Raw genomic sequence first — 25,807 nt, 5'->3', positions numbered from 1 at the left:
CAAACCGAGCGAGGACTCCCTCCTAACACCCAATAACTAATCAAAAATTACTCAAAAACGCTTAATTAACCTCCTTATGCTTCACTGATCCACGTTCCACCAGTTGGGTAGGTAAATTGTAATTATGCTCGACAGTTTCACCCGAGAGTATTCGGAAAATCAAATGGACAGACAATGCACCGGCTTCATATTTAGGTTGTCTAATAGTGGTGAGGGGTGGTGAGACAAATTCAGTTAGTTCAATATCATCATATCCGATAATGGAAATGTCATTCGGTATACCGATGTTATTTTCCTTTAAAGCCTGCATTCCGCCAATTGCCATCTCATCATTTGCATAAAATATAGCCTGTGGCAGATTTCCTTGTGCAATTAATAATTTGGTGGCACGGTAACCGCCCTCTCTGGTAAAGTCTCCTGGGATCTGCCATTTCGGCTGATAGTCGATTTTAGAGTCTTTCAGAGCATTTAGGTAACCTTGAAATCTCCTTTGATTGTCATATGAAATGGAGGGCCCGCTGATATAGGCGATTTCATTATGACCATGTTTAATTAAAAATTCTGTTGCGGTATATGCGCCTTGTTCATTGTCCACATGTACACGGTAAATAAATTCATTATCTAATGTTCTATCTAATACAACAATAGGAAATCCTTGTCTAGCAGATTCTACTGCAATTTCATCGCTAATATTATAAGCTAAAATAATGGCGCCATCGACTCGCTTTTCTTTTAAAAACTTTACAGCAGTAGATTGCTCACCGCCGATGGAATTACAAGCGATTAAGTCATAGCCATTCGCGGTTGTGATATCCTGGACACCTTGAATTAAATCAGAGTAGAATGGTCCTGATAAGTCACTCAATATAAGTGCAATTGTATTGGTGTTTGCTCGTTTTAAATCGGAAGCAATCCCATTTTTCTTATAGTTTAATTCTTTTGCAGCTTCCTCTACTTTTTTCCTTGTAGCTGGGCTTATTTTTGGATTGTTATTTAATGCATAGGAAGCAGTGGATAGTGCGACGCCAGCTCGTTTTGCGACATCTTTAATGGTTGCCATTTAAATTACCTCCATGATCACTATTTTCTATGATCATTTACATTGCCCTGCCTAATATTGTCACCTAATCTTTTCGAATAGGCAACCATTGCAGCACATGTTGTATTTGCTTGTCCCAATATTTCCAATCATGATCTCCTGGGCCAAAGTCCGTTGTTAGATCAAAGCTCGTATCTTTACACACTTTAAAAAATCGTTGATTATGTTCATATAAAAAATCTTCTGTACCACATGCTTGATAAAGCATTGGCCTTTCAGTATCAGTATTTCCAATTTGGTTTAATTTCCATAACATATCACTAGCTGTATTTCGAATATCCTCATCGCCAAAAACAAGTGATAAGGAACTGTTTTTGTCCCCAGCCTCATTGCGTATATTTTCCAGATGATAGACCATATCTGTCACACCGGAAAGGGTGGCAACTGCAGCGATTTGATCGGGTTTATTTAATCCCCACTTTAATGCCCCATATCCACCCATCGAATTGCCTGCAACAAAGGTATCTTCTCTTTTGTCAGAGAGAGGAAACAGGGAGCGGGCGACAAATGGAAGTTCCTCGGTAAGAAATGTCCAATAATCCCCGCCGTCTCTCATGTTTGTATAGAAGCTATTATCGGCTGCAGGCATGACAACCGCAAGATCCAGATCAGATACATGCCGTTCGATTGAAGTATTTCTAGCCCAGATCGTATGATTATCACTAAACCCATGAAGAAGAAACAATGTTGGATACTTATCCTTTCTCACACCTTGATTAAAGGACTTTTGTGGCAGAATCACATTCATCGCCATACTTTTTGATAATACTTCCGAAGAAAATTCACATTGAATAAGTGCCAATTCCCTCACCCCAATCCATTCTATTATTCTTTAATACCAGATACATTAAATCCTTCAATAATATACTTCTGGAAAATAATAAAAATAATTAAAATAGGTACAACCATAAATGTAGCACCAGCCATTTGCAATCCATAATTGGTTACGTTCTGATCTTGGAGAAGTGCCAACCCAATTGATAATGTATATAGTGATTCATCGTTGGCGACAATTAATGGCCATAAGAAGCTGTTCCATGCGCCGATGAAAGTCAAGATAATTTGAATTGCTAAAATCGGTTTAGATAACGGTAAGATTAATCGGAAGAAAATATAAAATTCTCCAGCCCCATCCAATCGGGCCGCCTCAAGTAGCCCATCCGGAATGGTCGACATGAATTGTCTAATAAGAAAAATATTAAACGCAGAGATTAACCCTGGTAAAACAATCCCGGTCATGGTGTTTGTTAATCCCAGTTCATTTAGAATCAGGTAAGTTGGAATCATTGTTACCTGACCTGGTATCATCATGGTAAGGAGCACAAGGATAAACAAGGGTTCTCTACCACGGAATTTGAATTTCCCAAAACCATACCCAGCCATTGTGTTTAACAATAAACCAAACATGGAAAAGAAGACAATGACTAATGTATTGACTAAATACGTACCGAAATTCATATTTACAAACAGGTCAATAAAGTTTTGAAATGTAAAGTGTTCCGGTAATAGTGTCGGTGGAATATTTAATACTTCCCTGTCTGTTTTGAATGAGCTAAGAATCATCCAGACGAATGGAAGTGCTATGATCAAACCACCAATAAATAACAACGTGTTAACGATTATTCTGTTGTAACCTAGTTTTTGATGCATCTATTTTCACCTCACGATTTGTCTTCTGATTTTCTTAATTTGAACTGCAAAACGGTGACTAATATAATAATGATAAACAAGACAAAGGATGCTGCTGCCCCGTAACCAAATTCACTATATTGGAAACCTTCCTGATAGATGAAGAGCGCCATGGAAGTCGTACTGCCAAGCGGTCCACCCTCTGTCATGACAAATGGTTCCTCGAAAAACTGCAGCCAGCCAATTAATGTTGTAACGATAACAAAGAAGGTTGCAAAACTCATGGAAGGCAGTGTTATGTTAATCAGTTTTTGCCAGCCATTCGCTCCATCGATATCTGCTGCTTCGTAATAGGATTTTGGAATGGACTGCAATGCTGCTAGGAAGATAAGCATGCTAACCCCAGTACTCTTCCAAACGGCCAGCATAATTAAGGAAAGCTTGGCAATTGCTGGGTTGTCTAACCATGAAATGGCATCCACGTTAATTAAACTAAGCATGTAATTAAATAAACCATATTCTTTGTTATATAAAAATCCCCAAACAACAGCGATCGCAACAATATTTGTTATCGATGGCATATAGAAAACAACCCGGAAAACAGACGATAGCCAATTACTTACGTAGCTTAAAGCTAGTGCAACAAGAAATGATGCTAATACTGCCAGCGGGACACCGATAATCACGTAATAAAATGTATTGCCGATTGCCTGTATAAAAGCTTTGTCTTGAAATAATCTAGCAAAGTTGTCGAATCCAATAAAATTAATGTTTGCCCAGTCAGCTAACCCTAACAAGTTCATGTCTGTAAAACTGATTCCAAAAGCAATAAGAATCGGTAATATAGCAAATAATAGTAACACGATGATAGCTGGAGCGATAAATAGATATGGAGCTATATTTTGTTTGAATTTATCCATTGTTTTCACCTCTTTAGGTTTCTGAAGAACAAAAGCGCGAGTGCCCGCTCGACTGTGCCCCACAAGGACGTGAGGGAAGTGCCGCTAACGCTGAAGCACTGGATCTTGAAGTGAAAAGGAAGGTGGAAGTGCAGGATAACTGCACCCACCTTCCATTCATCCTATTCACCAAGTATACGTGCAGCTTCTGAACGGAAATCTGCCAGTGAAGCGTCGATGTCAGCTCCACCATGATTTATTTGTTCCAGTGTTTTAATTAATTCTTGCGCTAATTTTTCAAATTCTGGTATTACCGGAACAGCTTGTGTTGATTCAAGTTGTTCACCAAAAGTAGCGATCATTGGATCATCTGCTAGTACTGGATTTTCCCATGCAGTCGTGTTCGCTGGTAGTTCTTTAATATTTTCAAACCATTTGATTTGTGTTTCAGGATCCGCCATCCAGTCGATAAATTTGAGTGAACCTTCCACATTATCTGAGTTATGGAAAATACCTAAGTGTGATCCGCCGATCATGGAATTATTGTTTTCAGCTTTAGGCATTACATGTACATCCCATTTTCCTTCCAATTCAGGAATTTGTGTGTTAATCGAATTAATTTCCCATGGACCACTGAAGAACATCGGTTTTGAACCGTCACTGAATGCTTGATACAATTCCTTTCCTTCCGTCAGTTGTGCTAAATCGTCTTTAAAGAATTGATTATGCAATTTAACAGCATCTACAAAGGCAGGATCTTCGAAATTGGCTGATCCTTTGGCTTCATCGTATTTAAATCCACGCTCCCAAGCTAGCATAAATGGAAACTGTGGATCGCCCTGTGAAATATCCACGCCATATTGGTCATCCCCACGTGCGGTTAACTGTGTTGCAGCATCAAGAAAATCATCCCAAGTTTCTGGTCCTTCAGGATATCCGGCCTCTGCTAATAAATCGGTGCGATAGAATAATAGACGGGTGTCAACATACCATGGGATACCAACCGTTTGTCCGTTATATTGCGTTGATTCTACTGCGGCATCAAAGAAGTTATCCGGATTTAAGTTAGGATAATCCGCGATATGGTCTGTCAAATCGAGAAAAGTACCAGCTTCAGCGAATTCCGCAACCCATGTCGTACCAATTTGAATTACATCGGGACCTTTACCAGAAGCAACAGCTGTTAATAATTTATCGTGGACATTTCCCCAAGGGATTGTTTGAACTTCTACATTTATTCCACTTTCATCTTCAAATTCTGCGACAAATTTATCGAAATCTGCAGACATTGTCCAAACTTGAATCGTATCATCACCAGATGATGTGCTATCTGTTCCTTCATCTCCTGAACTATCATCCGAACATGCACCTAAAATGAGTGCCCCACTAAATAATATTGCTGACAGCCAACCTAATTTTTTCTTTTTCATCATTACACCCCTTATTAATAAAATTGTTGGATAAATATCGGTAAAAATGACATACATCATAGAAAGTCTAGCATCTTCCAGAGCTAATAATAATCATTCATCACTCCCGTATGTAATTAGTGAAACGTTTCAATAGAAATCATTATATTACATTTTGAAATCGGTTTCAAGAATTATTTTTTAGAAATATTATTTTATTGTAAAGTACTATATATGAAGTGACATATAGCACAAACTTCAGACTTTCAATGATAAATGCTTAAAAAAATAAATATAAAATATTTGTTGAAACGTTTCTATAAATGTATTATAGTTTAAACTGAAATCGCTTGCAACATATTTTTGAGATACGATAATTTATTACGGGGGAATTATAATGACAGACAACTTTCTTGAAGATCTATTAAATCAAATGACATTGGAAGAAAAAGCCGCACAGTTGACACAGGTTGTCGGTTCGTTTATGAAAGGGTCCTCGACCAGTGGTGAGATTACTGGACCAATGGAAGAAATGGGAATTACAGAAGCGATGATTGAGAATGCTGGTTCTGTCCTCGGTACTACTGGAGCAGCGGAAATTAAAGAGATTCAACGACAACATCTAGATAAGAATCGATTGGGGATTCCATTACTATTTATGGCAGATGTAATTCATGGCTATCGAACCATTTTTCCTATTCCATTAGCAATTGGCAGCTCCTGGGATCTGAAATTAGCTGAGGAGAGTGCAGCGATTGCGGCAATTGAAGCAGCAGTTTCAGGTCTGCAGGTAACGTTTGCACCAATGGTTGACATTGTAAGGGACCCAAGATGGGGAAGAGTAATGGAATCTACCGGTGAAGATGCCTATTTAAATGGTGAATTTGCTAAAGCGCAAGTGAAGGGCTATCAGGGCAAGGACTTGAAAAATGATCTAACCCGTGTAGCTGCTACCGTTAAACACTTTGCGGCGTATGGGGTACCTGAAGGCGGTCGTGAATATAACACGGTAAACATGTCGGAACGTGAACTAAGAGAAACGTATTTACCTGCATATAAGGCAGCAATCGACGCGGGCAGTGAACTGGTGATGACATCCTTCAATACGATTGATGGAATTCCAGCAACAGGGAACAAAGAGCTAATGCGTGATTTGCTTCGTGGGGAATGGAAGTTTGATGGTGTGGTTATTTCTGACTGGAATGCGGTAAGAGAACTGATTTTCCATGGTGTTGCAGAAGATGATAGGGAAGCGGCCTTTAAAGCAATCAATGCGAGTGTAGATATCGAAATGATGTCATCAGCCTATGTTAATCATTTACAAGCCTTAGTTGAAGAAGGCGTGATTGATGTGGAACTGATAAATGAGTCTGTCCTCCGTGTTTTGAAATTAAAGGAAAAATTGGGATTGTTTGAGAATCCATATCGCGGAGCAGATGAACAATTGGAAAAGGAAGTTATTCTAAGTGATTCGCACCGACAAACCGCAAGAGAGCTTGCTACAAAATCTTGTGTTTTATTAAAAAATGGATCGGCTCTACCACTTAAAAAGGAGCAAAAAATTGCGCTAATTGGTCCATTCGCAGGTAACAAGGATATTCTTGGATCCTGGTCGGCGCTCGGTTCTAAAGAAGATGCAATCACATTAAGTGATGGAATGAGAATGCAACTAGATGGAGAAAACCTTCTTATTGCTGAGGGCTGTGCGATAGAAAATGGAACAGAATTAGAGCTTCATCATGCACTGGAAATTGCGAATCAGGCAGATGTCATTGTTCTTGCACTTGGGGAGAGTTCCGATATGAGTGGTGAAGGTGGATCGCGATCCAATATTAAGCTACCGCAAATTCAATTAGACTTAGTTGAAAAAATTGCAGCGTTAAATAAACCGACTGTCGCTGTCATCTTCAATGGTCGCCCGCTTGATTTACATGGTGTTGTTGACAAAGTGGATGCAGTACTTGAAGCATGGTTCCCTGGGACAGAGGGTGGAGCAGCTATTGCAGATTTATTATTTGGAGTGGCGAATCCTTCTGGGAAATTATCGATGTCCTTTCCGTATTCCGTTGGTCAAGTACCTGTTTACTACAATCAATTTAATACTGGTCGTCCACAAGTTGCGCCAGATGTTAGAGAACGGTATGTATCACAGTATTTGGATATACCGAATGAACCGCTTTTCCCATTTGGCTTTGGGCTAAGTTATACAACATTCAGCTACAGTGAAATGAAGCTATCACATGATGTCATGACCCTTGACGAACCACTGAAAATAAGTGTCTCTGTTAAAAATACTGGTGATGTAGCAGGTGATGAAGTTGTGCAGCTTTACATTCGCGATATCTCTGGAGAAATTGTCCGCCCATTAAAAGAATTGAAAGGTTTCGAGAAAGTTTCACTTAAACCAGGCGAAGAAAAGGAAATCTCTTTTACATTGACAGAAGAACAGTTGCGTTATCACCATAAGGATTTAACATTTACGAGTGATAATGGGGAGTTTATTGCTTTTATTGGGACAAATAGCAGCGATGTTCAGTCAGTACCTTTCCGATTAGAAAAATAAGGAGGATTCGATAAATGGATTCGAATAATAAGAAAATCCACATTCAAAAAGGTGATTTGCAATTCACCTTTTTGAACAGTGGCGATATTTATGAAATCAGTCATCATAACACAATGATTAATCAATGGCTATCAAATACGATTGATGGATCCTTGAACAATCTATATTTACGTGTTTATACAGCAAATGGTATCAAAGCTGTTCCATTACTTGGTGCACAATCGAACAGCAGTATATCCAAAAGTGATTCGAACATTATTTTCGCGGGTACTACTGATAATGTAGCATATACGGTTACGTTTCGGTTATCAGATAAAGGCATTTGGTTCTGGGACATTGAGCTTGAAGGGAACGATGTAGAAGTAGATATTATGTACACACAAGATTTGGGGCTTGCTGATAAAGCGGCAGTTAGATCAAACGAAGCATATATCTCACAGTATCTAGATCATAATGTATTTGAAAATGAGCATCATGGGTATGTTGTTTGCACAAGACAGAATCAGCCACAGCAAGGGAAATTCCCGTATTTGCAGCAAGGTGCATTAGGAAAAACGATTGGTTACGCTACAGATGGGTTGCAGTTTTACGGATTATCCTATAAATCGACCAATCAGCCTGAGGCGCTAACACAACCAACACTGGCGAATGAAATCTATCAATATGAGTTTGCCTATATTGCCCTGCAATCTGATAAAGTAACGCTTCGTGTTAGTGAACGGTTTGTCTTTTATGGCATGTTTAAAGAAGATCATCCATCGAAAGTTACAGAAGTGGAATTTGCAAGTGAACTAGAGGAAGCTTGGATTGGGGTAAAGGATAGTCCGGCTGCCGTTGGTGAAACGATTGAAAAAGTTCAAAGTCCTGAAAACGTAAGGCAGGTACTTCAAGCGCTGGAATTTACGGAAGAAGAAATAAATGCACGCTTTCCGGAGCGTTTATTGGAAGAACGTCATGATCGAGCATTGCTTTCCTTTTTTACAAATACATACGAACATGTGGCTTTAAAGAAAAAAGAAGATTTCGTCGAACGGTCACATGGGCATATTTTAATGAGCGGAAACAATCATCATGTAAGGGAAGATACAATAACAACGAATAGTTACATGTATGGCTTATTCAATGCACAAATATCGATTGGCAATACGAATATGAATAAGGTGATGACAAACGCCAGAAATCCATTAAATGTGATGAAAACATCGGGACAGCGCATTTATATTGAAATAGAGGATAAATATCATCTGCTAACGATGGCTTCTATGTTTGAGATGGGGTTTAATTATGCGCGCTGGTATTACAAACTGGAAGATGATGTGTTAATCATTACGAATTTCACAACCGTTGATACACCAGAGATTCATTTACATGTTTCCTCTGAAAAAGGAAAATCCTACCGCTACAGGCTTACAAATCAGATAACGATGAACAATGAGGAATACAAAGTGCCATTCGGTTTTAAAGTAAATGAAAACAGCATCACCTTCACAGCGGATGCACATGCGGACAGTGCAGACACATATCCTGACCTAGCCTACCGTATGGAGATTAATGGAGCGCAAATGAAAATTGACAATGCGCAACAGGTAGCACATAACCCAGCTTCATTAGTTGTGTTAGACATTGCGGAAACACCCAAATGGTCCTTAACCATTCAAGGTTCTCTTTATAACGATTTCAGTTCCGTTGAACAGAAAGATTCGCAACAGGAGATTGAACGTTACCGTGAATACTACCGCAATGTGATGCAAGGATTTACATTAGCGGGTACTTCTGATCCAGGAAGCCTTAATAAAGTAAATGCAATTGCCTGGTGGTATACGCATAATATGCTGGTGCATTTCTCGGTACCACACGGACTCGAGCAATATAGTGGTGCTGCATGGGGAACACGTGATGTCAGTCAAGGCCCAGCAGAGTACTTTATGGCTACCGGCCATGATGAAACGGTCCGGGAAATTATTAAAACCGTGTTCACACATCAATATGAACATAACGGAAACTGGCCACAATGGTTTATGTTTGATCAATACAACAATGTGCAGCAGGCTGACAGCCATGGAGACATCATCGTCTGGCCGCTTAAACTAATCAGTGACTATCTGGAAGCAACACAGGATTTCACCATTTTAGAAGAAATGCTACCATATACAGATCATGAGAGTTTCAATTTTACGGAAGAGAAAGCAACCCTACTCGATCATATAAAAAAGGAAATTGCCTATATTAAAGAACATTTTCTCCATCATACTGCATTGTCTGCATATGGTGATGGGGATTGGGATGATACGCTGCAGCCTGCAAATGCAAATCTTAAGAAATATATGATCAGCAGCTGGACGGTCGCATTAACATATGAAGCAATGAATAAAATGGCAAGCCTATTAACTGGGGCTGATGAAAAAGTAGCTTCAGAGCTGAAGCAAATTGCGGACAATATTAAAGCGGACTTTAATCACTATATTCTTTCATCAGACGTTATTCCAGGATTCGTTTATATGGAGAGTACGGATAATATAGAATTTATGCTGCACCCAACAGATGAAAAAACAGGAATTCAATATCGATTATTGCCAATGCAGCAAAGTATTATTAGTGAGCTCTTTACCAAAGAACAGGCGAAACATCATCTGCAAATTATTAAAGACCATCTATATTTCCCGGACGGGGTTCGTCTAATGAATCGCCCTGCCAATTATGCTGGTGGAATAAGTACCCACTTCAAACGTGCAGAACAAGCAGCAAACTTCGGAAGAGAAGTCGGCCTGCAATATGTGCATGCACATATTCGTTTTGTTGAAGCAATGGCAAAAATGGGAAATGCCGATGAAGTATGGAAAGGACTAGAAGTCATTAATCCGATACGTATTCAAGAGGCTGTTCCAAATGCAGAAATCCGCCAAAGCAATGCATATTTTAGTAGTTCCGATGGTAAATTTAATACGCGTTATGAGGCACAGGAACAGTTTGATAAATTACGTGATGGGTCTGTTGCAGTCAAAGGCGGCTGGCGTATTTATTCAAGCGGCCCAGGAATTTATATGAATCAACTAATCTCAAATGCCTTAGGAATTCGCAGGCATTTAGGAAACTTAGTGATCGATCCGATATTGCCAAACGATTTAGATGGATTAGAATTTGCATATACATTTATGAATTATCCCGTGACATTCATCTATCATTTAACTGGAGAGAAAAGGCAAATCGTTATCAATGGTGCTGAAATAGCAACTGAAACAACATCCAATCCATATCGAGATGGAGGATTCATCATCGCGGCGAAAGAATTGGAACAACGATTGGAAAAAGAGGGTAATAGAATAGAGATTTATATGTAGGGGTGTACGTTAGAGTGCCTGCGAAAATGATTTCCTCTCCATTAATGTGAGGGGGGATTCGACAAAATTCGGGAAGTGACAGGCACCCGCTCAATGAAAAAGGGATTTAAAGACTTGTAGCGAATTACTCTATTAATAGTAAAGTGAAACTTCATTCAGTGGAGGTCTTACTAGCCGTTACATACGGGATAAAAATATACGATTGGGGGAGTTAATATGGAAAATGTTGGGTTACAGTTTTGGTCAATTAAAGATGCTGCTGAACAGGATTTGTTACAGTTGATAAGAAAAGTAGCTGAAATGGGCTATACAGGGGCACAGTTTGCTGGCTTCGGGAACTATTCTGCCGAAGAGGTTAAGGAGACAATGGCGGAAGCAGGCATTAAAGCTGCCGGTGCTCATGTTCAGCTGGAACTACTGGAAAATCAGCTTGATGAAACATTGAAATATCATGAAACAATTGGGAATGATCTCCTTATCGTTCCGTATTTGCAAGAAAATAGAAGAACAACAGTTGATGATTACAAACGAACAGCGGAACTGCTGAATGGCATCGGCCAGAAAGTGCGTGCGGCTGGGTTTTCACTAGGCTATCATAACCATGACTTTGAGTTTGAGCGATTTGACAGTAAAACAGGCTTTGATATCCTATACGAAAATACTGACGCCAACTATCTGAAAATGGAATTGGATTGCTTTTGGGCTTCCTATGCAGGACATGATCCAATAGCGGTTATTGAGAAGTATGCGGACCGGTGTGTATCATTGCATATTAAGGATATGAAAATAGTAGACGCACAACCAATATCCACCGAACTTGGAACAGGCACACTACCGCTAGCTACCTATATGAAAAAAGGAAATGAAGTTGGTGTCAAATGGTTCATTGTTGAACAGGAACATTTTACGAAAGATCCACTTGAAAGCGCCGCTGAAAACGTGAAGGCAATTAGAAATATTGGAAAAAGGTAATGTGGCAATAAAGGAAGAATTACCGCACAAACAGAGGGATTTCGAGTGAAAATGTAATTATTGTGATTCATAGTCTAGATGCAGCGATGTATCTAGACTATTTGTTTTAGTTATAGGGGGATATTTTAGCTTGAAATGCCGGCCGAGTGGGGCGTGGGCGGGAACGAGCGATGCGTGGGGTGAATCGAGCGATGCCCAAGGTAAATCGAGCGACCCTTGAGCCGAAACGAGCGACGCCCGCGCCAAATCGAGCGAGCCCCGCGCCAGGTCGAGCGACGCCCGCGCCAAATCGAGCGAGCCCCGCGCCAGGTCGAGCGACAGCCCGAGCTGAATCGAATGGGGCTCGGGCAAATCGAGCGAGGTTCGAGCCAAATCGAGCGATGCGTGGCCTAAAACGAGCGAGACCCGGGCTAAATCGAGCGACCCCTGAGCCAAATCGAGCGACGCCCGCCCGAAATCGAGCGACAGCCCACACCCTCCAGCCTAAACTATCTCCCTCACTGATATCACCCCGGAAAAGCTACTCACTCGGCAATCGCTAATATCTTCTTCACTCAACAGGCCAAGACTAATGGCTGCGTTGATTTTCTCGTCATCGGCTTTCTTTTCAATATAAATTAGTTCATTCATATTCAACTCTTCTAATCTTGCAACGGTCAGGTCGTCCGCGAATTTCTCAACCTTCCGAATTTGTCGTTGCAGCTTGAAGCCACCATCCGTGACTTCCCCTTTTGTGTTGGCTCCCACTTGTGCGTCGAAATAGGCGTGAAATTGTTTCTTTAATTGACTCATTTCCGAATCGATTTCTTTCTTCAGTTTATTAAGGTCATGGTACCTGGCAATCATTTCAGCCGTAATCAGCTTAGCACTGCTCATAATATCCCTCCAAAAAAGCTTGTTTATAAATTTTATTGTTAGGTGGAGAGGATTATTACAAGGGAAATATTTGATATATAAGGAAGTCCTCGTAGGATGAAGGTTCGCTTCATTTGGTCCTAATCAATAAATATAGTATAATCTCCTTTGGCGTATTGCAATTTACGTCGTATGAAATAGTTTAGGAGCTGACATGTTTTGAAAAGTATTTATGAGAAAAAATGGACAGTTATTTTAATTGCCATTTTTTGTTCGATATTATGGGGCAGTGCATTTCCTGTTCTGAAAATAAGCTATGAGGAATTACAAATGGCACCGGATGACACGGTTGCAAAAATGGTATTAGCGGGGATGCGTTTCCTCCTGGCGGGAATTATTATTTTGGCAGGCCTTGTCATAACGAACCCAAAACGCCTACTCGTCACACGCAGGCAAATTCCAGTATTAATTTTATTAGGAATCTTCCAAACGACCGTGCAATATTACTTCTTTTATAACGGACTTGCGAATGTAACGGGAATGCAGGGGGCAATCCTATCCTCCGCGGGCACATTTTTTGTTGTAATCTTAGCCCACTTCTTCTATAAAAATGATCGAATGAACTGGAAAAAGGCGATTGGACTAATTGCTGGATTTGCGGGGATTATCGTAGCAAACTGGGGACAAGGACTTGAGTTAAGCTTCCAGTTAAATGGGGAAGGATTCATGATTCTATCCGCAGTAGCAGCCGCCATCGCAACGATCATGGCGAAGGAACTCGCCGTCGGAATCCACCCATTCACATTAACCGGCTGGCAGCTGTCCATCGGTGCAGCAGTAATGCTTCTCATCGGTCTGCCGCAGCTAGGCGAAAATGCAATGAGCTTCACGCCTCTAGGCTGGGGACTATTCATCTACTCCGCACTCCTATCAGCTGTCGCATTCGCACTCTGGTACTCGATTTTGAAATATAATAAAGCCGGTGAAATTGCCATTTATAAATTTATCACTCCCGTATCCGGAGCGTTATTGTCCGCGATGTTTATCCCTGGTGAGAGTATTAACCTGTATATTGTCGGTGCGATTGCGCTCGTTGCAGTAGGGATTATTGCGATAAATAGTGGGAAAGATTGATGAAATCTATTCATTAATTAATGAATAGCCAGCAAATTCTAATGAGAAGCCAAGCGGGATTCGAGCGAGAACCGGTTGGAATCGAGCGGCGCCTAGGCTGAATCGAGCGGGAGGAAAGCTAAACCGAGCGACGCCGGGGCTGAATCGAGCGGGAGGAAAGCTAAACCGAGCGACGCCGGGGCTGAATCAAGCGAGAGGGAAGCTAAACCGAGCGACGCGCCTTCTGAATCGAGCGGGAGGAATGCAAAACCGAGCGGTGCTCCAGCCAAATCGAGCGAGAACAGCTCTAAAGCTAAATCCGTATAACATATAATTATTAATTAAGAAAATAACTGTTAAGAAAAATAAAGTAATCATCTCTTCTAAAGGTGATTACTTTGTTTCGTGTAGTTGTAAGATGTAGTTTTTTAGTAGAAAGATTCTATGAAGGTTACTGTGGATTGTGCATGAACGCTACATTCTATTTCATGCCCATTGTTTTTTGTATTCGGTGTATGTCAACTTTATTTTCCCATGTATCATTGCGCAATAGTTCTTGATTTGTTGATAGAATACTCATTTCTTCTTTTAAACCACCAAATTCCTTAGCATTGGACAATTTCATCCCATCAATTTCTGCTTTTAAATGCTCTTGACCTGTACGGAGTGCAGATAGGATTTGTCCATGTTCTTCTAGTTGGGTACTGTGGTTATCAAGCTTTTGACTGTGTTCATCTAGCTTTCCTAATATTTGCCCCAACATCCCAATAATCTGATCTTCCTTTTCCATTTCAATCACCTCCTTGTGGTTCCATTATAACACGGAATCATCGGTACATAATTTGACATTATTTTTAGAAAAATAGTAAAAATACCGCTATTTTTCCTTTTTGCATACCATAGATTTTAATGAAAATTAATAATTGAACTAGTAATCGTGTTTTTAAAGATAATTATTCATTTAAAATTAAATTTACCTATTTTGAATTTTGAGGCGACTTGTTATACAATGTTCAGGAGATATCTATTAATCTAAAAAAAGGAGCCAAATGATGATCGTAAAAAAACTAGCAAAGCCACTTCTATTAAAAAAATACGAAGCATTGTTACCGCGATTAATGATTAATTCCCCCACTTGGCTGGATGCAAATCAGGAATTCAATCGGCGTATGAGAGGCTATAAAGGTGAGATTAGGGTTGGATATTATCTTAGCGGGCTTGCCCAAAAGTATACGATTCTCCAGGACGTTTGTTTAGGAGCGGACGGACAGACTTTTCAGATGGATGATCTTATCATATCCCCACATGCAATTTATATTGTCGAAGCTAAAAATTACCATGGCACCATTACTTTCGATCATATCCTCAAACAATTGATTCGCCATGATGGTGAAAAAGAAACTGGATTTGCTTACCCCATCACACAGGTTGAACTCCAACATGACAAACTCCAAAACTGGCTACACGATCATTCCTCCCCAAACCTTCCAATTTATTATTTCGTCGCAATTAGTGAACCAAGTACGATTATCAAAGTAATTGGCAATCAGCAGGAAGTTGCTGAAATAGTTGCACATGCAGCAATGATTCCTAAGAAAATAATGGAAATTGAGGAACGATTAGCTGCAAGTGAAAAAGTACAACATCAGAAAATTGGCTACATGATAATGAAGGAATGTACGGAATTTGATTTGGACATTTTTGCGCAACACAAAATAACACCTAGTAATTTATTGACAGGGGTACAATGTCCAGAGTGTGGATCGCTTGGTATCGAGCGAGTTCATAGCGGTTGGATATGTCATAAATGTCAAAAGAAATATGCCGCAGCACATAAAGCCGCATTAGAAGATTACTTCCTACTGATCAAGCCGTGGATTACAAATACGGAATGCATGCAATGGTTAAAATTAGATTCCAGGAACACTGCAACGCGAATATTGAAAAGCTCTAATTTATTTTTTAATAGTAAGAGAAGATGGTGGGAGAGGAAAGAGATGTAATTTTAACATGCTAATGATATGAGAATGGAGCAGGGGTGGATCGAGCGATCCCCGCGCCAAATCGAGCGAAGCCCGAGCTGAATCGAGCGAGGCTCCAGCAAAATCGAGCGATGCCCGAGCCAAACCGAGCGAGTCCCGGGCGAAATCGAGCGATCCCCGAGCCGAATCGAGTGAGTCCCGGGCGAAATCGAGCGATGCACGGGCAAAATCGAGCGAGGCTCCAGCAAAATCGAGCGATGCCCGAGCCAAACCGAGCGAGTCCCGGGCGAAATCGAGCGAGCCCCGAGCCGAATCGAGTGAGTCCCACGCAAAATCGAGCGATCCCGAGCTAAATCGAGCGAGGCCCGCGCCGAATCGAGTGAGTCACGGGCTAAATCGAGCGAGTCCCGCACTGAATCGAGCGACGTCCGAGCTAAATCGAGCGATCCCATGCGAAATCGGGCAATCCCCCGCACCCAAACCAAAAAAAGATAGCACTCCAGCGAAGCTGGAGTGCTATCTTCATTAATTAACTACAATTTAATAAAACCGCTTATAACTATCAAAATGACTCTTCCAATAAGAGTTACTTACACTCGTAATCTCCACTCCATCAGATCCTGCATGGATGAATTGGTCGTTTCCTAAGTAAATTCCCATGTGGGAGATGCCTGCTTTATATGTTCCTGAGAAGAATACAAGGTCTCCTGCTTGTGGTGAGTTTACATAGTATGAGCGATCAAAGAATCCTGCTGCGGATGTGCGGCTGATGTTCATGCCTGCTTGTTTGTATACGTAGTAGATGAATCCGCTGCAGTCGAATCCTGCTGGCGAAGAGCCGCCCCATACGTATTTCGTGCCATTAAAGCTTTTTGCTGTGCTGATAAGATTGTCCACATTGTAGCCGACATCAGCTTGTGGTGATTTAGGTGTTTCGACAGCTGGTGTTTTTGCAGGTGCGCTGCCACTATTGCCTGCGCCGATGCTTAGCTTCTGTCCGATATATATTAAATCTGAAGAAAGTCCGTTCCATTGTTTCAAGTTAGCAACACTTACACCATATTGTGAGCCAATGCGTGAAAGTGTGTCGCCAGATTTAACTGTGTAAACTGTGCCGCTGCCATTGTCCGCCGGAGTCTTTGCTGGTGTTTGTGGTTGAGAAGGCGTAGTTGGCGTACTACTATTTCCTGAATTACTTACCTTTAACACATTTCCAGGATAGATCAATGTTGTGTTTAATCCGTTCCAGCTCATCAAGTTGGATAGTGTAATTTTATGTTTTGAGGCGATACCGCTAAGTGTGTCACCAGCTTTTACTGTATATGTAGTTTGATTTGTAGTAGGTGTCGATGTGCCTGGATTTGACTTCTTGGGCTGTGTAACAGCATTCATGCCTGTTTCCAATACTTGATTAGGAAAAATTACATCAGATGTTAATTTATTCACTGATTTTAAGTTAGAAACGGATGTTTGATGTTTCTGGGCGATGGACCATAATGAATCCCCACTCTGTACCTTATATGAAGCTGCTTCTGCTTCTTCTGCACTGAAGATTGCTGCTGCAATTGCCGCACTTGCAGTAACCGACATCATAACTTTCTTGTTGGCCAATGTAAAAGTCCCCCTAAATATATTGTCATATAGTCTATAAGATTTGCAAATTATAAACTATTATATCCTTTCCAGTAGTTTTATGATAGATGATTGGATAATTTGTAATATATTTGTAATGTAACCAATATAAGGGATTCATAGTTTCTAAGAACCGTACCTACAAATACAAAAATTAATCATGGGATAAGTGTGTTAATTCAATAAAAACACAACTTTTCACCTATAGAAAACTCAATACCCTATCTAGTATCCTATCAATTTAATTCACCTTATTTTCTTACAAATGTACAAAGACTTACAAAATTCACCACCACATTCATAAACTATTATGTTATAATTCCATAATGTAATCTGAAGTAGTGAACGAGTTTAATTGTTTGGTGCTTTCAGAAGAATAACAATGAATCCGGAGGTTACAACATCATGGAAGAAACAATATCCTTGAAAGAGATATTCGAGGTAATTAAGAAGCGTCTCCTACTTATCTCAGCTCTTACACTTGGTGCTGCGATTATTGCTGCGGTGATCAGCTATTTTGTCTTGACACCGACATATGAAGCAAGTTCACAATTTATCGTTAACCAGGAGATACAAGATCCTAATGCACAATTAAATACAGGAAATATCCAAACAGACCTGCAATTAATCAATACTTATAATGTCATCATAAAAACACCCGCTATTTTAGATAAAGTTATTGAAGAATTAAATCTCGAATACTCAGTTGGAACACTAAGTGAAAAAATTGCTGTTTCCAGCGCTGAGAATTCTCAAGTCGTGACAGTTACAGCGACAGATGAAGATCCTGCACAAGCAGTGAAAATTGCGAACTCAACGGTCGGAATCTTCCAAAATGAAATTCCAGAACTTATGAATGTGAATAACGTCAATATATTAACAGTAGCTCAATTAAGTCCAAATCCGAAACCAGTTGCACCGAATCCAATTTTAAACATTGCAATAGCAATAGTTCTAGGAATCATGGTTGGTGTTGGACTAGCATTCTTACTTGAATACCTAGATAACTCAATCACAACTGAAGATGACGTAGAGAAGAAACTCGGCTTACCTGTACTTGGAGTGATTTCTAGAGTTAGTGACGAAGATGTACAAGAAAATCAATTTTCGTTCCAATCGAAACAAATGAGAAGGAGTGGAATAGATGGCGCGCAAAGGAAAACAATCTAAAGGCAATACGACAAATAAATTCAGGCATTTAATAACACAAATGAATCCAAAATCTCCTATCTCTGAGCAATATCGCACAATCCGTACGAATGTTCAATTCTCTTCTGTTGATAATGAGATTAATTCACTACTTGTTACTTCATCTGGTCCAGCAGAAGGGAAGTCGACAACCGTTGCCAATCTAGCGGTTGTTTATGCACAAACTGGTAAGAGAGTATTACTTATTGATGCAGACTTAAGAAAACCAACCGTACATTATACGTTCCGCTTAGATAATTTACGGGGTTTAAGTAATATTCTTGTAGGGGAGCATACAATCGATGAGACAGTAAATCGAACAAATGTAGAGAATCTCGATGTTATTTCATGTGGACCAATTCCACCGAACCCAGCGGAATTATTAGCATCAAAAAAAATGGAAAACTTTTTAATAGATGCAAAGAAGACGTACGATGTCGTTATTTTTGATACACCACCAGTATTGGCTGTAACAGATGCGCAAATTTTGGCGAATATTGTGGATGGTTCTATTTTAGTTGTTCGTAGTAAACATACCGATCTCGAAGCGGCGAAGAAAGCAAAAGAAGCGCTTGAACCAGCAAAGGCGAAATTACTAGGTACCGTACTAAATGGACGTGAGAAATCTTCGTCGAACTATTACTATTACTACGGCAATAACTAGGATAATAATAACCCCCTTGCAAAGCTTTACTTAGGGGGTTTTCTTTTATGTACGTTTTAAGTGGGGAATAACAAGATAGAAAGTTATTTTAGTAGGTAAGAAAGTATAACAACTCTCTTACTACATAAGTGCAACTAAGACTGTCACGGAAAGGCATGGTGGTAACTAAGTTTTCAAACTAAAAATACACCATTCGATCAATTATCTACTTATTATTGACTTAAAAGAGCATGCCATAAATTAGTAATGAAATTTAACATGTGTATAAGTGAATAACTGCCCGTATTCTGTTATAATATGTTTGATTATCAACCATATCATAATAGAATACGAGTAAAGTAAAAAAGAGAGGAAGTATGTATTATGATAGATATCCATTCGCATATTCTGCCTGGCATCGATGATGGGGCACAGACTGAAGAGGATAGCCTTGATATGGCGAGAAAGGCCGTATCACAGGGTATAACTACTATAATTGCAACCCCTCACCATAGAAACGGCAAGTATGATAATAAACGAGGAAGTATTATTCAAGATGTAGCTATATTAAATGAATTATTGGTAAGAGAAGATATTCCGCTTCATGTATTACCAGGTCAAGAAACGAGAATTAACGGGGATATGGTAGAGGATATCAATAACGGCGAATTACTATCATTAAATGATACGAAATATCTATTTGTTGAATTCCCATCTGCACATGTCCCACGCTATTCGAGTCAAATGCTATTTGATCTTCAAGTAGCCGGCTATACACCGATTATTGTTCATCCAGAGCGAAATCAAGAACTGATTGAGCATCCAAACAAGCTGTATGAGTTTGTTAGAAATGGTGCCTTAACTCAAGTTACGGCAGCGAGTATCATAGGAAAGTTTGGGAAGAACATTCAAACCTTCTCCCATCAGTTAATTGAGGCAAATCAGACACATTTTATTGCTTCAGATGCACATAATACGACGTCGCGCGGATTTGTTATGCAAGAAGCACTTCGTGAAGTGAAAAGTGAATTTGGAACGGATTATTTCTACATGTTTATGGAGAATAGTCAACTGCTAATCGACAATCAAAATGTGAATCGATTTGAACCGTCGTCTATTAGAAAGAAAAAGAAAAAGTTTTTAGGACTATTTTAAACCTTATCCCTACTAGGTATCTAATCATGGTTGAAGATATGTACATTAAATTGTACGTCTTAAAGTGTATTCATAGTGGAAAAGAATACACTTTAAGGCGTACAGTCGGGGGCGGGTAGCTAAACATTCGCAATCGTGCGAATGCTATTGTGTATTTACAAGAATTGGCTTTAGGAAAAGACAAGATATGACTTTTTTATAAAAGTGATGTAAAGCTGTATGCAGAATATTCCTTTCAGCTAGATGAAGTTATTCTTAATAATACATAATAAAAAATACTAGATACGCCAGAAAGGAGCGAAAAACTTGAGTTACCGAAGAAGATTAACATTATTAATTTTACTAGATTCTCTGATTGTTAGTACAGCAATCTTTATTGCATCATGGATTGTCTATCCACAAGTAGATATGCTTCAAACAGATGCATTAATCATCAGCGCAGTAGCACTATTAATCTTTCATCATATTTTTGCTTTTGTTTACAAGCTGTACAACAAGGTTTGGGCGTATGCAAGTGTGGGAGAATTGGTTGCAATTGTTAAAGCAGTAACACTTTCGATTATCTCTGCTGGAATTGTACAATACCTCATAAATGGTTTCTCTGTATATAGTCGTGCATTACTTGTGACATGGCTACTTCATATTTTACTAATAGGTGGCTCGCGCTTCATATGGCGAATCTTCCGTGATCACTATATTAAAAATCCAATAGATCAAAAACGCACTTTAATTGTTGGTGCAGGTTCGGCTGGGGCAATGATTGCTAGACAGCTGCAAAATGATCATAACAATGATGAGCTATTGCCAGTGGCGTTTGTCGATGATGATCTTTCCAAACAAAAAATGCAATTATATAATCTTTCTGTTGTTGGAATGGTGAAAGATATCCCACAAATAGTCGAAAAAATGAAAATAGACCATATCGTTATTGCAATTCCTTCTTTACATAATGGAGCATTAGAGAAAATTGTCACAGAATGTAATAAGACGAATGCAAAAGTGCAAATGATTCCGAAAATTGAGGATTTAATGACTGGAAAAGTATCGGTCAGCAATCTGAAAAATGTTGAGGTTGAGGATTTACTCGGGCGTGAACCTGTAAAACTCGATATCGATGCAATATCCGATTATGTGACAGGAAATACGGTAATGGTAACTGGTGCAGGTGGATCGATTGGATCAGAAATCTGTCGTCAGCTGATGCGTTTCTCACCTAGGAAAATATTACTAGTAGGACACGGGGAATATAGCATTTATTCCATTGATATGGAATTGAAACAAAAATACGGTGACACAGAAACAGAAATTATGCCAATTATCGGCGATGTTCAAGATCGTGATCGGATATTTGGGATTGTCGATAAGCATAAACCGGCAATTATTTATCATGCCGCAGCACATAAGCATGTACCGTTAATGGAATATAATCCACATGAAGCAGTAAAAAACAATATTATCGGTACAAGAAATGTCGCAGAAGCTGCAGATGCATTTGGTGTAAAAACGTTTGTTATGGTGTCGACCGATAAAGCTGTGAACCCGACGAACGTGATGGGGGCAACAAAACGTGTTGCTGAGATGGTTGTTCAGGACTTGGCAAGTAGAAGCAAGACGAAATTTGTCGCTGTTCGATTTGGTAATGTGCTTGGTAGTCGTGGTAGTGTTATTCCATTGTTTAAGAAGCAAATTGAAAAAGGTGGACCTGTTACGGTAACCCATCCAGATATGACGCGCTACTTTATGACGATTCCAGAAGCATCTAGATTGGTTATTCAGGCCGGAACGCTTGCAAAGGGTGGAGAAATATTTGTACTTGATATGGGTGAACCAGTGAAAATTGCTGACCTAGCCAAGAATCTTATAAAACTATCAGGATATACGGAAGATGAGATTCCAATTAAATATAGTGGAATTCGACCTGGTGAGAAGATGTTTGAAGAACTGTTGAATGAGAATGAGGTCCTACCAGGTGAGGTTTATGAGAAGATTTATGTTGGTAGGACAGTTGAAGTTGATTCAGCGTTGATTATTAACCTGATTGATAGTTTTGAGAGGTATGACGCAGTTCAACTTAAAGAAGCTTTGATGGGAATTGTTTATATGGAAAGAACATTATTATCAGTTCACGGTTCATAATTTAGGTACTAAATAACTATTATTGGGGGGGATATTAATGAAGACTATAAAAAAGGCAATTATTCCTGCGGCTGGTTTGGGAACGCGCTTTTTGCCAGCAACAAAAGCAATGCCAAAAGAGATGTTACCAATTGTTGATCGACCAACGATTGAATATATTGTGGAAGAAGCAATTGAATCTGGAATTGAAGATATTATTATCGTTACTGGTAAAGGAAAACGTGCAATTGAAGACCATTTTGACAAAAACTTTGAATTAGAAGAAAATTTAAGAGCAAAGGGAAAATTTGAATTACTTGATAAGATTAATCAATCGTCGAAAGTTGAAATTCACTATATTCGCCAAAAAGAGCCAAAAGGGTTAGGACATGCCGTTTGGTGTGCGCGTAAATTTATTGGTGATGAACCATTTGCAGTACTACTTGGTGATGATATTGTCCAAGCAGAAAAGCCTTGTCTAAAGCAATTGATTGAGCAGTATGAGGAAACGGAGTCATCGGTGATTGGTGTGCAACAAGTACCAAGCGAAGAAACACATCGCTACGGAATTATTGACCCAAGTACGATTGAAGGTAGACGTTATCAGGTTAGTAATTTTGTCGAGAAGCCTGAACAAGGTACTGCTCCGTCTAATTTAGCCATTATGGGGCGTTATATTCTTACTCCAGAGATTTTTGAGTACCTAGAGAATCAAGAAACTGGTGCTGGTGGAGAGATTCAGTTGACGGATGCAATTCAGAAGTTGAATTCTACTCAAAGAGTGTATGCTTATGATTTTGAAGGTAAGCGATATGATGTTGGGGAGAAATTAGGATTTGTTAAGACTACCGTGGATATGGCGTTGGAAAATGAGGAGATTAAGGAAGAATTACTCAAATACTTGGAAGAAACAATTGAACAGGCAAAATTACAAGTGAAATAGTAGATTGTTGAGCGAAAGTTTTCAACTCCTTGGAATACTTAGCTTTGCTGGAAAGGTATGATTTTAATTAGTCCCTGATTAACGTGACAGCTTCCCCCCACTTCCTTTGCTTAAGTACTAAACTATAAATAAGTACGTGAAGTATAAATTGGAGTTGAATAACTTGAATAATAATTTACTTATATTGGGCGCCGGTGGTCACGGAAGAGTAGTTAAGGAAACAGCAGAAGTATTAGGTTGTTTTAATAATATTGATTTCCTAGATGATAACTCCCAATTAGCTATTGGCAAATGTGAAGATTACAAGAAACACACAAAAAATTATCCATATGGTTTTGTTGCTTTTGGTAACAATGAACAAAGAATGAATTGGATAAATAGTTTAATAGATGTCGGCTACCAAGTGCCAGTATTGATCCATCCTACTGCTTATATAAGCCCTTCTGCAAGTGTGGAAATAGGTTCTATAGTATGTCCAAAAGCAGTTATTAATAATAATTCAATAGTAAAGATGGTATCTATTATTAGTATTGGTGCATTAGTAGACCACGATAGTTACATTGGTGAGGGATCCCATATAAATTCAGGAGCAATTGTTATGGCAAATTCCAGTGTAGAAAGAAAAGCGAAGTTAGATGCAGGAATGATTTATTCTAATGAAAAGAAATTAGAGCAATACAGTTTCTAGGTTGGAGTGTGAAAAGAATGTACATGAGAATAAAGAGATTGATAGATATCATTCTTTCATTAATTGGAATTATTGTATTATCACCTGTTTTTTTAATTCTTATTATTGCTATTAAACTCGATTCAAAAGGTCCAGTGTTATTTAAGCAAAAGCGTGTCGGACTTAATAAGTCGCATTTCAATATATTGAAATTCCGGACTATGAGAATTGATACACCTAAAGACACTCCTACCCATTTATTGGGGAACCCCGATCAATATATTACCAAAATGGGCAAGTTCTTGAGAAAGACATCACTTGATGAACTTCCACAGATTTGGAATATCTTTGTTGGTCAAATGAGCATTATTGGACCAAGACCGGCATTATGGAATCAGTTCGATTTAATTGACGAACGTGATAAATTTGGCGCAAATAATGTTCCGCCTGGCTTGACTGGGTGGGCGCAGATTAATGGTAGAGATGAACTTCCTATTGAAATAAAGGCAAAGTTAGACGGGGAATATGTTGAAAAGATAAGTTTTTGGATGGACACTAAATGTTTCTTTGGGACTGTAATTAGTGTCTTAAAAAGTGATGGAGTTGTCGAAGGTGGAACTAGTGCAAAAAAGGAAATAGCAGGTACCAATGAACCGCGTTCTTCTTCAGGAAAATATAAACAGTAGTAGAGGTGTTGAAATGCTTTTAGTCACAGGAATCACTGGTCATACAGGGAAATACTTCTTACAGGAACTTATTAATAATAAATATGAAGGGCCAATTCGGTGCATTGTAAGGAATACTTCTAATACTTCACTATTAGACAACAGTGGACTAAATATAGAAAAAGTTGTTGGGGATTTAGATGATGTGGAATTTATTGATAAAGCGATGGATGGAGTTAAAACGGTATTGCATATCTATAATATTCATCACTCATCACTGATAGTAAGGGCTGCTATTAAAAGAAATGTAAAAAGAGCGATATTAGTGCATACTACAGGAATCTATTCAGAATTCAAACATGCATCTGAAGGTTATAAGAAAATAGAGCAAGAAATAAATGAACTAAAAAGTGACTCTAAAAATTCTTTAGAGATAACAATTGTGAGACCCTCTATGATTTATGGTGATCTCTGTGATAGAAATATGAGCAAGTTTATTAAATTGGTAGATAAACTTAGAATTATGCCTGTTATTAATGGTGGAAACAGTTTGATTCAACCAGTAAATGCTAGAGATCTAGGAAAGGCATTTTTCACTGTATTAATGTCACCAAAAGAAACAAATGGAAAAAACTATGATTTATCAGGGGAAAAGCCATTAAAAATGATCGATGCTTACAAGATAATAAGCAAGGAATTAAATAAAAAAACAGTATTCTTAAATGTCCCAATAGGCTTAGGTGTTGTGATGGCAAAAGTAATAAAAGCTCTTTCGTTAGGAAAAGTTGATTACATAGAGAAAGTCCAAAGAATGGGAGAGGACAGAAATTACTCCCACAAAGAAGCGACTATTGATTTCGGTTATAGCCCTATGACTTTTGAAAAAGGAATACAAATAGAAGTTCAGGAGTATATAGAAAAACACCAAAATAGTTAATAT

At 39.1% G+C, this 25,807-nt stretch carries 21 protein-coding genes; 13 read left to right on the top strand and 8 right to left on the bottom strand.

Features of this window, described 5'->3' with window-relative positions; genetic code table 11:
• Positions 1-61: 61 nt before the first annotated feature.
• The 5 genes from CWR48_RS03515 to CWR48_RS03495 form a co-directional block, all read right to left on the bottom strand.
• The gene (locus CWR48_RS03515) at positions 62-1,060 is read right to left on the bottom strand and encodes a LacI family DNA-binding transcriptional regulator (protein ID WP_115771647.1); all 999 of its coding nucleotides are present in this window, start codon (positions 1,058-1,060) and stop codon (positions 62-64) included.
• Positions 1,061-1,124: 64 nt separating this feature from the next.
• On the bottom strand, positions 1,125-1,901 hold the full coding sequence (locus tag CWR48_RS03510) for an alpha/beta hydrolase (RefSeq protein ID WP_115771646.1): 777 nt from the start codon (positions 1,899-1,901) through the stop codon (positions 1,125-1,127).
• 23 nt (positions 1,902-1,924) lie between these two features.
• Positions 1,925-2,749, bottom strand: a complete 825-nt coding sequence (locus CWR48_RS03505; protein ID WP_115771645.1) for a carbohydrate ABC transporter permease — start codon at positions 2,747-2,749, stop codon at positions 1,925-1,927.
• 11 nt (positions 2,750-2,760) lie between these two features.
• Positions 2,761-3,648, bottom strand: coding sequence for a carbohydrate ABC transporter permease (locus tag CWR48_RS03500; RefSeq protein ID WP_115771644.1), 888 nt, complete (start codon positions 3,646-3,648; stop codon positions 2,761-2,763).
• Between the two features lie 161 nt (positions 3,649-3,809).
• Positions 3,810-5,060 carry a sugar ABC transporter substrate-binding protein gene (locus CWR48_RS03495; RefSeq protein WP_115771676.1) on the bottom strand — a complete coding sequence of 417 codons (1,251 nt, stop codon included), beginning with the start codon at positions 5,058-5,060 and terminating at the stop codon, positions 3,810-3,812.
• A 373-nt stretch (positions 5,061-5,433) separates the two neighbouring features.
• Here CWR48_RS03495 and bglX point away from each other — a divergent pair, with 373 nt between their 5' ends.
• The 3 genes from bglX to CWR48_RS03480 all read left to right on the top strand — a co-directional run bounded on the left by bglX (position 5,434) and on the right by CWR48_RS03480 (position 11,909).
• Complete coding sequence (gene bglX / locus CWR48_RS03490; RefSeq protein ID WP_115771643.1) at positions 5,434-7,599, top strand: beta-glucosidase BglX; 2,166 nt, start codon at positions 5,434-5,436, stop codon at positions 7,597-7,599.
• Positions 7,600-7,613: 14 nt separating this feature from the next.
• Entirely contained in the window at positions 7,614-10,937 is a 3,324-nt protein-coding gene (locus tag CWR48_RS03485; protein WP_115771642.1) for a GH36-type glycosyl hydrolase domain-containing protein, read from the top strand.
• Positions 10,938-11,153: 216 nt separating this feature from the next.
• Complete coding sequence (locus CWR48_RS03480; protein WP_115771641.1) at positions 11,154-11,909, top strand: sugar phosphate isomerase/epimerase family protein; 756 nt, start codon at positions 11,154-11,156, stop codon at positions 11,907-11,909.
• Between the two features lie 483 nt (positions 11,910-12,392).
• Here CWR48_RS03480 and CWR48_RS03470 read toward each other — a convergent pair whose 3' ends face one another.
• Positions 12,393-12,785, bottom strand: a complete 393-nt coding sequence (locus tag CWR48_RS03470; RefSeq protein ID WP_115771639.1) for a hypothetical protein — start codon at positions 12,783-12,785, stop codon at positions 12,393-12,395.
• Between the two features lie 198 nt (positions 12,786-12,983).
• On the opposite strand from CWR48_RS03470, the gene CWR48_RS03465 reads away from it, so the two are divergent.
• A complete protein-coding gene (locus CWR48_RS03465; RefSeq protein WP_115771638.1) occupies positions 12,984-13,898 on the top strand; it encodes a DMT family transporter in 915 nt (304 codons plus the stop codon).
• 460 nt (positions 13,899-14,358) lie between these two features.
• Here the strand turns inward: CWR48_RS03465 and CWR48_RS03460 are convergent, their stop codons facing one another.
• Positions 14,359-14,667: a hypothetical protein gene (locus tag CWR48_RS03460; protein ID WP_115771637.1), complete on the bottom strand. Its 309-nt coding sequence runs from the start codon at positions 14,665-14,667 to the stop codon at positions 14,359-14,361.
• A gap of 259 nt (positions 14,668-14,926) precedes the next feature.
• On the opposite strand from CWR48_RS03460, the gene CWR48_RS03455 reads away from it, so the two are divergent.
• Positions 14,927-15,880 (top strand): nuclease-related domain-containing protein, encoded by a 954-nt coding sequence (locus CWR48_RS03455; RefSeq protein WP_245976701.1) that lies wholly within the window; start codon positions 14,927-14,929, stop codon positions 15,878-15,880.
• Positions 15,881-16,399: 519 nt separating this feature from the next.
• Here the strand turns inward: CWR48_RS03455 and CWR48_RS03450 are convergent.
• Positions 16,400-17,470 (bottom strand): C40 family peptidase, encoded by a 1,071-nt coding sequence (locus CWR48_RS03450; RefSeq protein ID WP_211316692.1) that lies wholly within the window; start codon positions 17,468-17,470, stop codon positions 16,400-16,402.
• Positions 17,471-17,896: 426 nt separating this feature from the next.
• On the opposite strand from CWR48_RS03450, the gene CWR48_RS03445 reads away from it, so the two are divergent.
• The 8 genes from CWR48_RS03445 to CWR48_RS03410 all read left to right on the top strand — a co-directional run bounded on the left by CWR48_RS03445 (position 17,897) and on the right by CWR48_RS03410 (position 25,804).
• Positions 17,897-18,661, top strand: a complete 765-nt coding sequence (locus tag CWR48_RS03445; RefSeq protein ID WP_115771635.1) for a YveK family protein — start codon at positions 17,897-17,899, stop codon at positions 18,659-18,661.
• Positions 18,636-19,343 carry a CpsD/CapB family tyrosine-protein kinase gene (locus CWR48_RS03440; RefSeq protein WP_115771634.1) on the top strand — a complete coding sequence of 236 codons (708 nt, stop codon included), beginning with the start codon at positions 18,636-18,638 and terminating at the stop codon, positions 19,341-19,343. Before CWR48_RS03445 ends, CWR48_RS03440 begins: the two co-directional genes overlap by 26 nt.
• A 363-nt stretch (positions 19,344-19,706) precedes the next feature.
• A complete protein-coding gene (locus CWR48_RS03435) occupies positions 19,707-20,477 on the top strand; it encodes a tyrosine-protein phosphatase (protein ID WP_115771633.1) in 771 nt (256 codons plus the stop codon).
• Positions 20,478-20,783: 306 nt separating this feature from the next.
• Positions 20,784-22,613: a polysaccharide biosynthesis protein gene (locus tag CWR48_RS03430; RefSeq protein ID WP_115771632.1), complete on the top strand. Its 1,830-nt coding sequence runs from the start codon at positions 20,784-20,786 to the stop codon at positions 22,611-22,613.
• Positions 22,614-22,650: 37 nt separating this feature from the next.
• On the top strand, positions 22,651-23,535 hold the full coding sequence (galU, locus tag CWR48_RS03425; RefSeq protein WP_115771631.1) for a UTP--glucose-1-phosphate uridylyltransferase GalU: 885 nt from the start codon (positions 22,651-22,653) through the stop codon (positions 23,533-23,535).
• A 163-nt stretch (positions 23,536-23,698) separates the two neighbouring features.
• Positions 23,699-24,223: a PglD-related sugar-binding protein gene (locus CWR48_RS03420; RefSeq protein WP_115771630.1), complete on the top strand. Its 525-nt coding sequence runs from the start codon at positions 23,699-23,701 to the stop codon at positions 24,221-24,223.
• A 17-nt stretch (positions 24,224-24,240) separates the two neighbouring features.
• Positions 24,241-24,888 carry a sugar transferase gene (locus tag CWR48_RS03415; RefSeq protein ID WP_115771629.1) on the top strand — a complete coding sequence of 216 codons (648 nt, stop codon included), beginning with the start codon at positions 24,241-24,243 and terminating at the stop codon, positions 24,886-24,888.
• A complete protein-coding gene (locus CWR48_RS03410) occupies positions 24,851-25,804 on the top strand; it encodes an SDR family oxidoreductase (RefSeq protein ID WP_211316690.1) in 954 nt (317 codons plus the stop codon). Before CWR48_RS03415 ends, CWR48_RS03410 begins: the two co-directional genes overlap by 38 nt.
• Positions 25,805-25,807: the final 3 nt, after the last annotated feature.

The organism is Oceanobacillus arenosus (genome assembly GCF_003369575.1).
Lineage (GTDB): Bacteria > Bacillota > Bacilli > Bacillales > Amphibacillaceae > Oceanobacillus > Oceanobacillus arenosus.
Note: the sequence above shows the minus strand (reverse complement) of the source record. Positions and strands in the feature narration are given on the sequence as shown.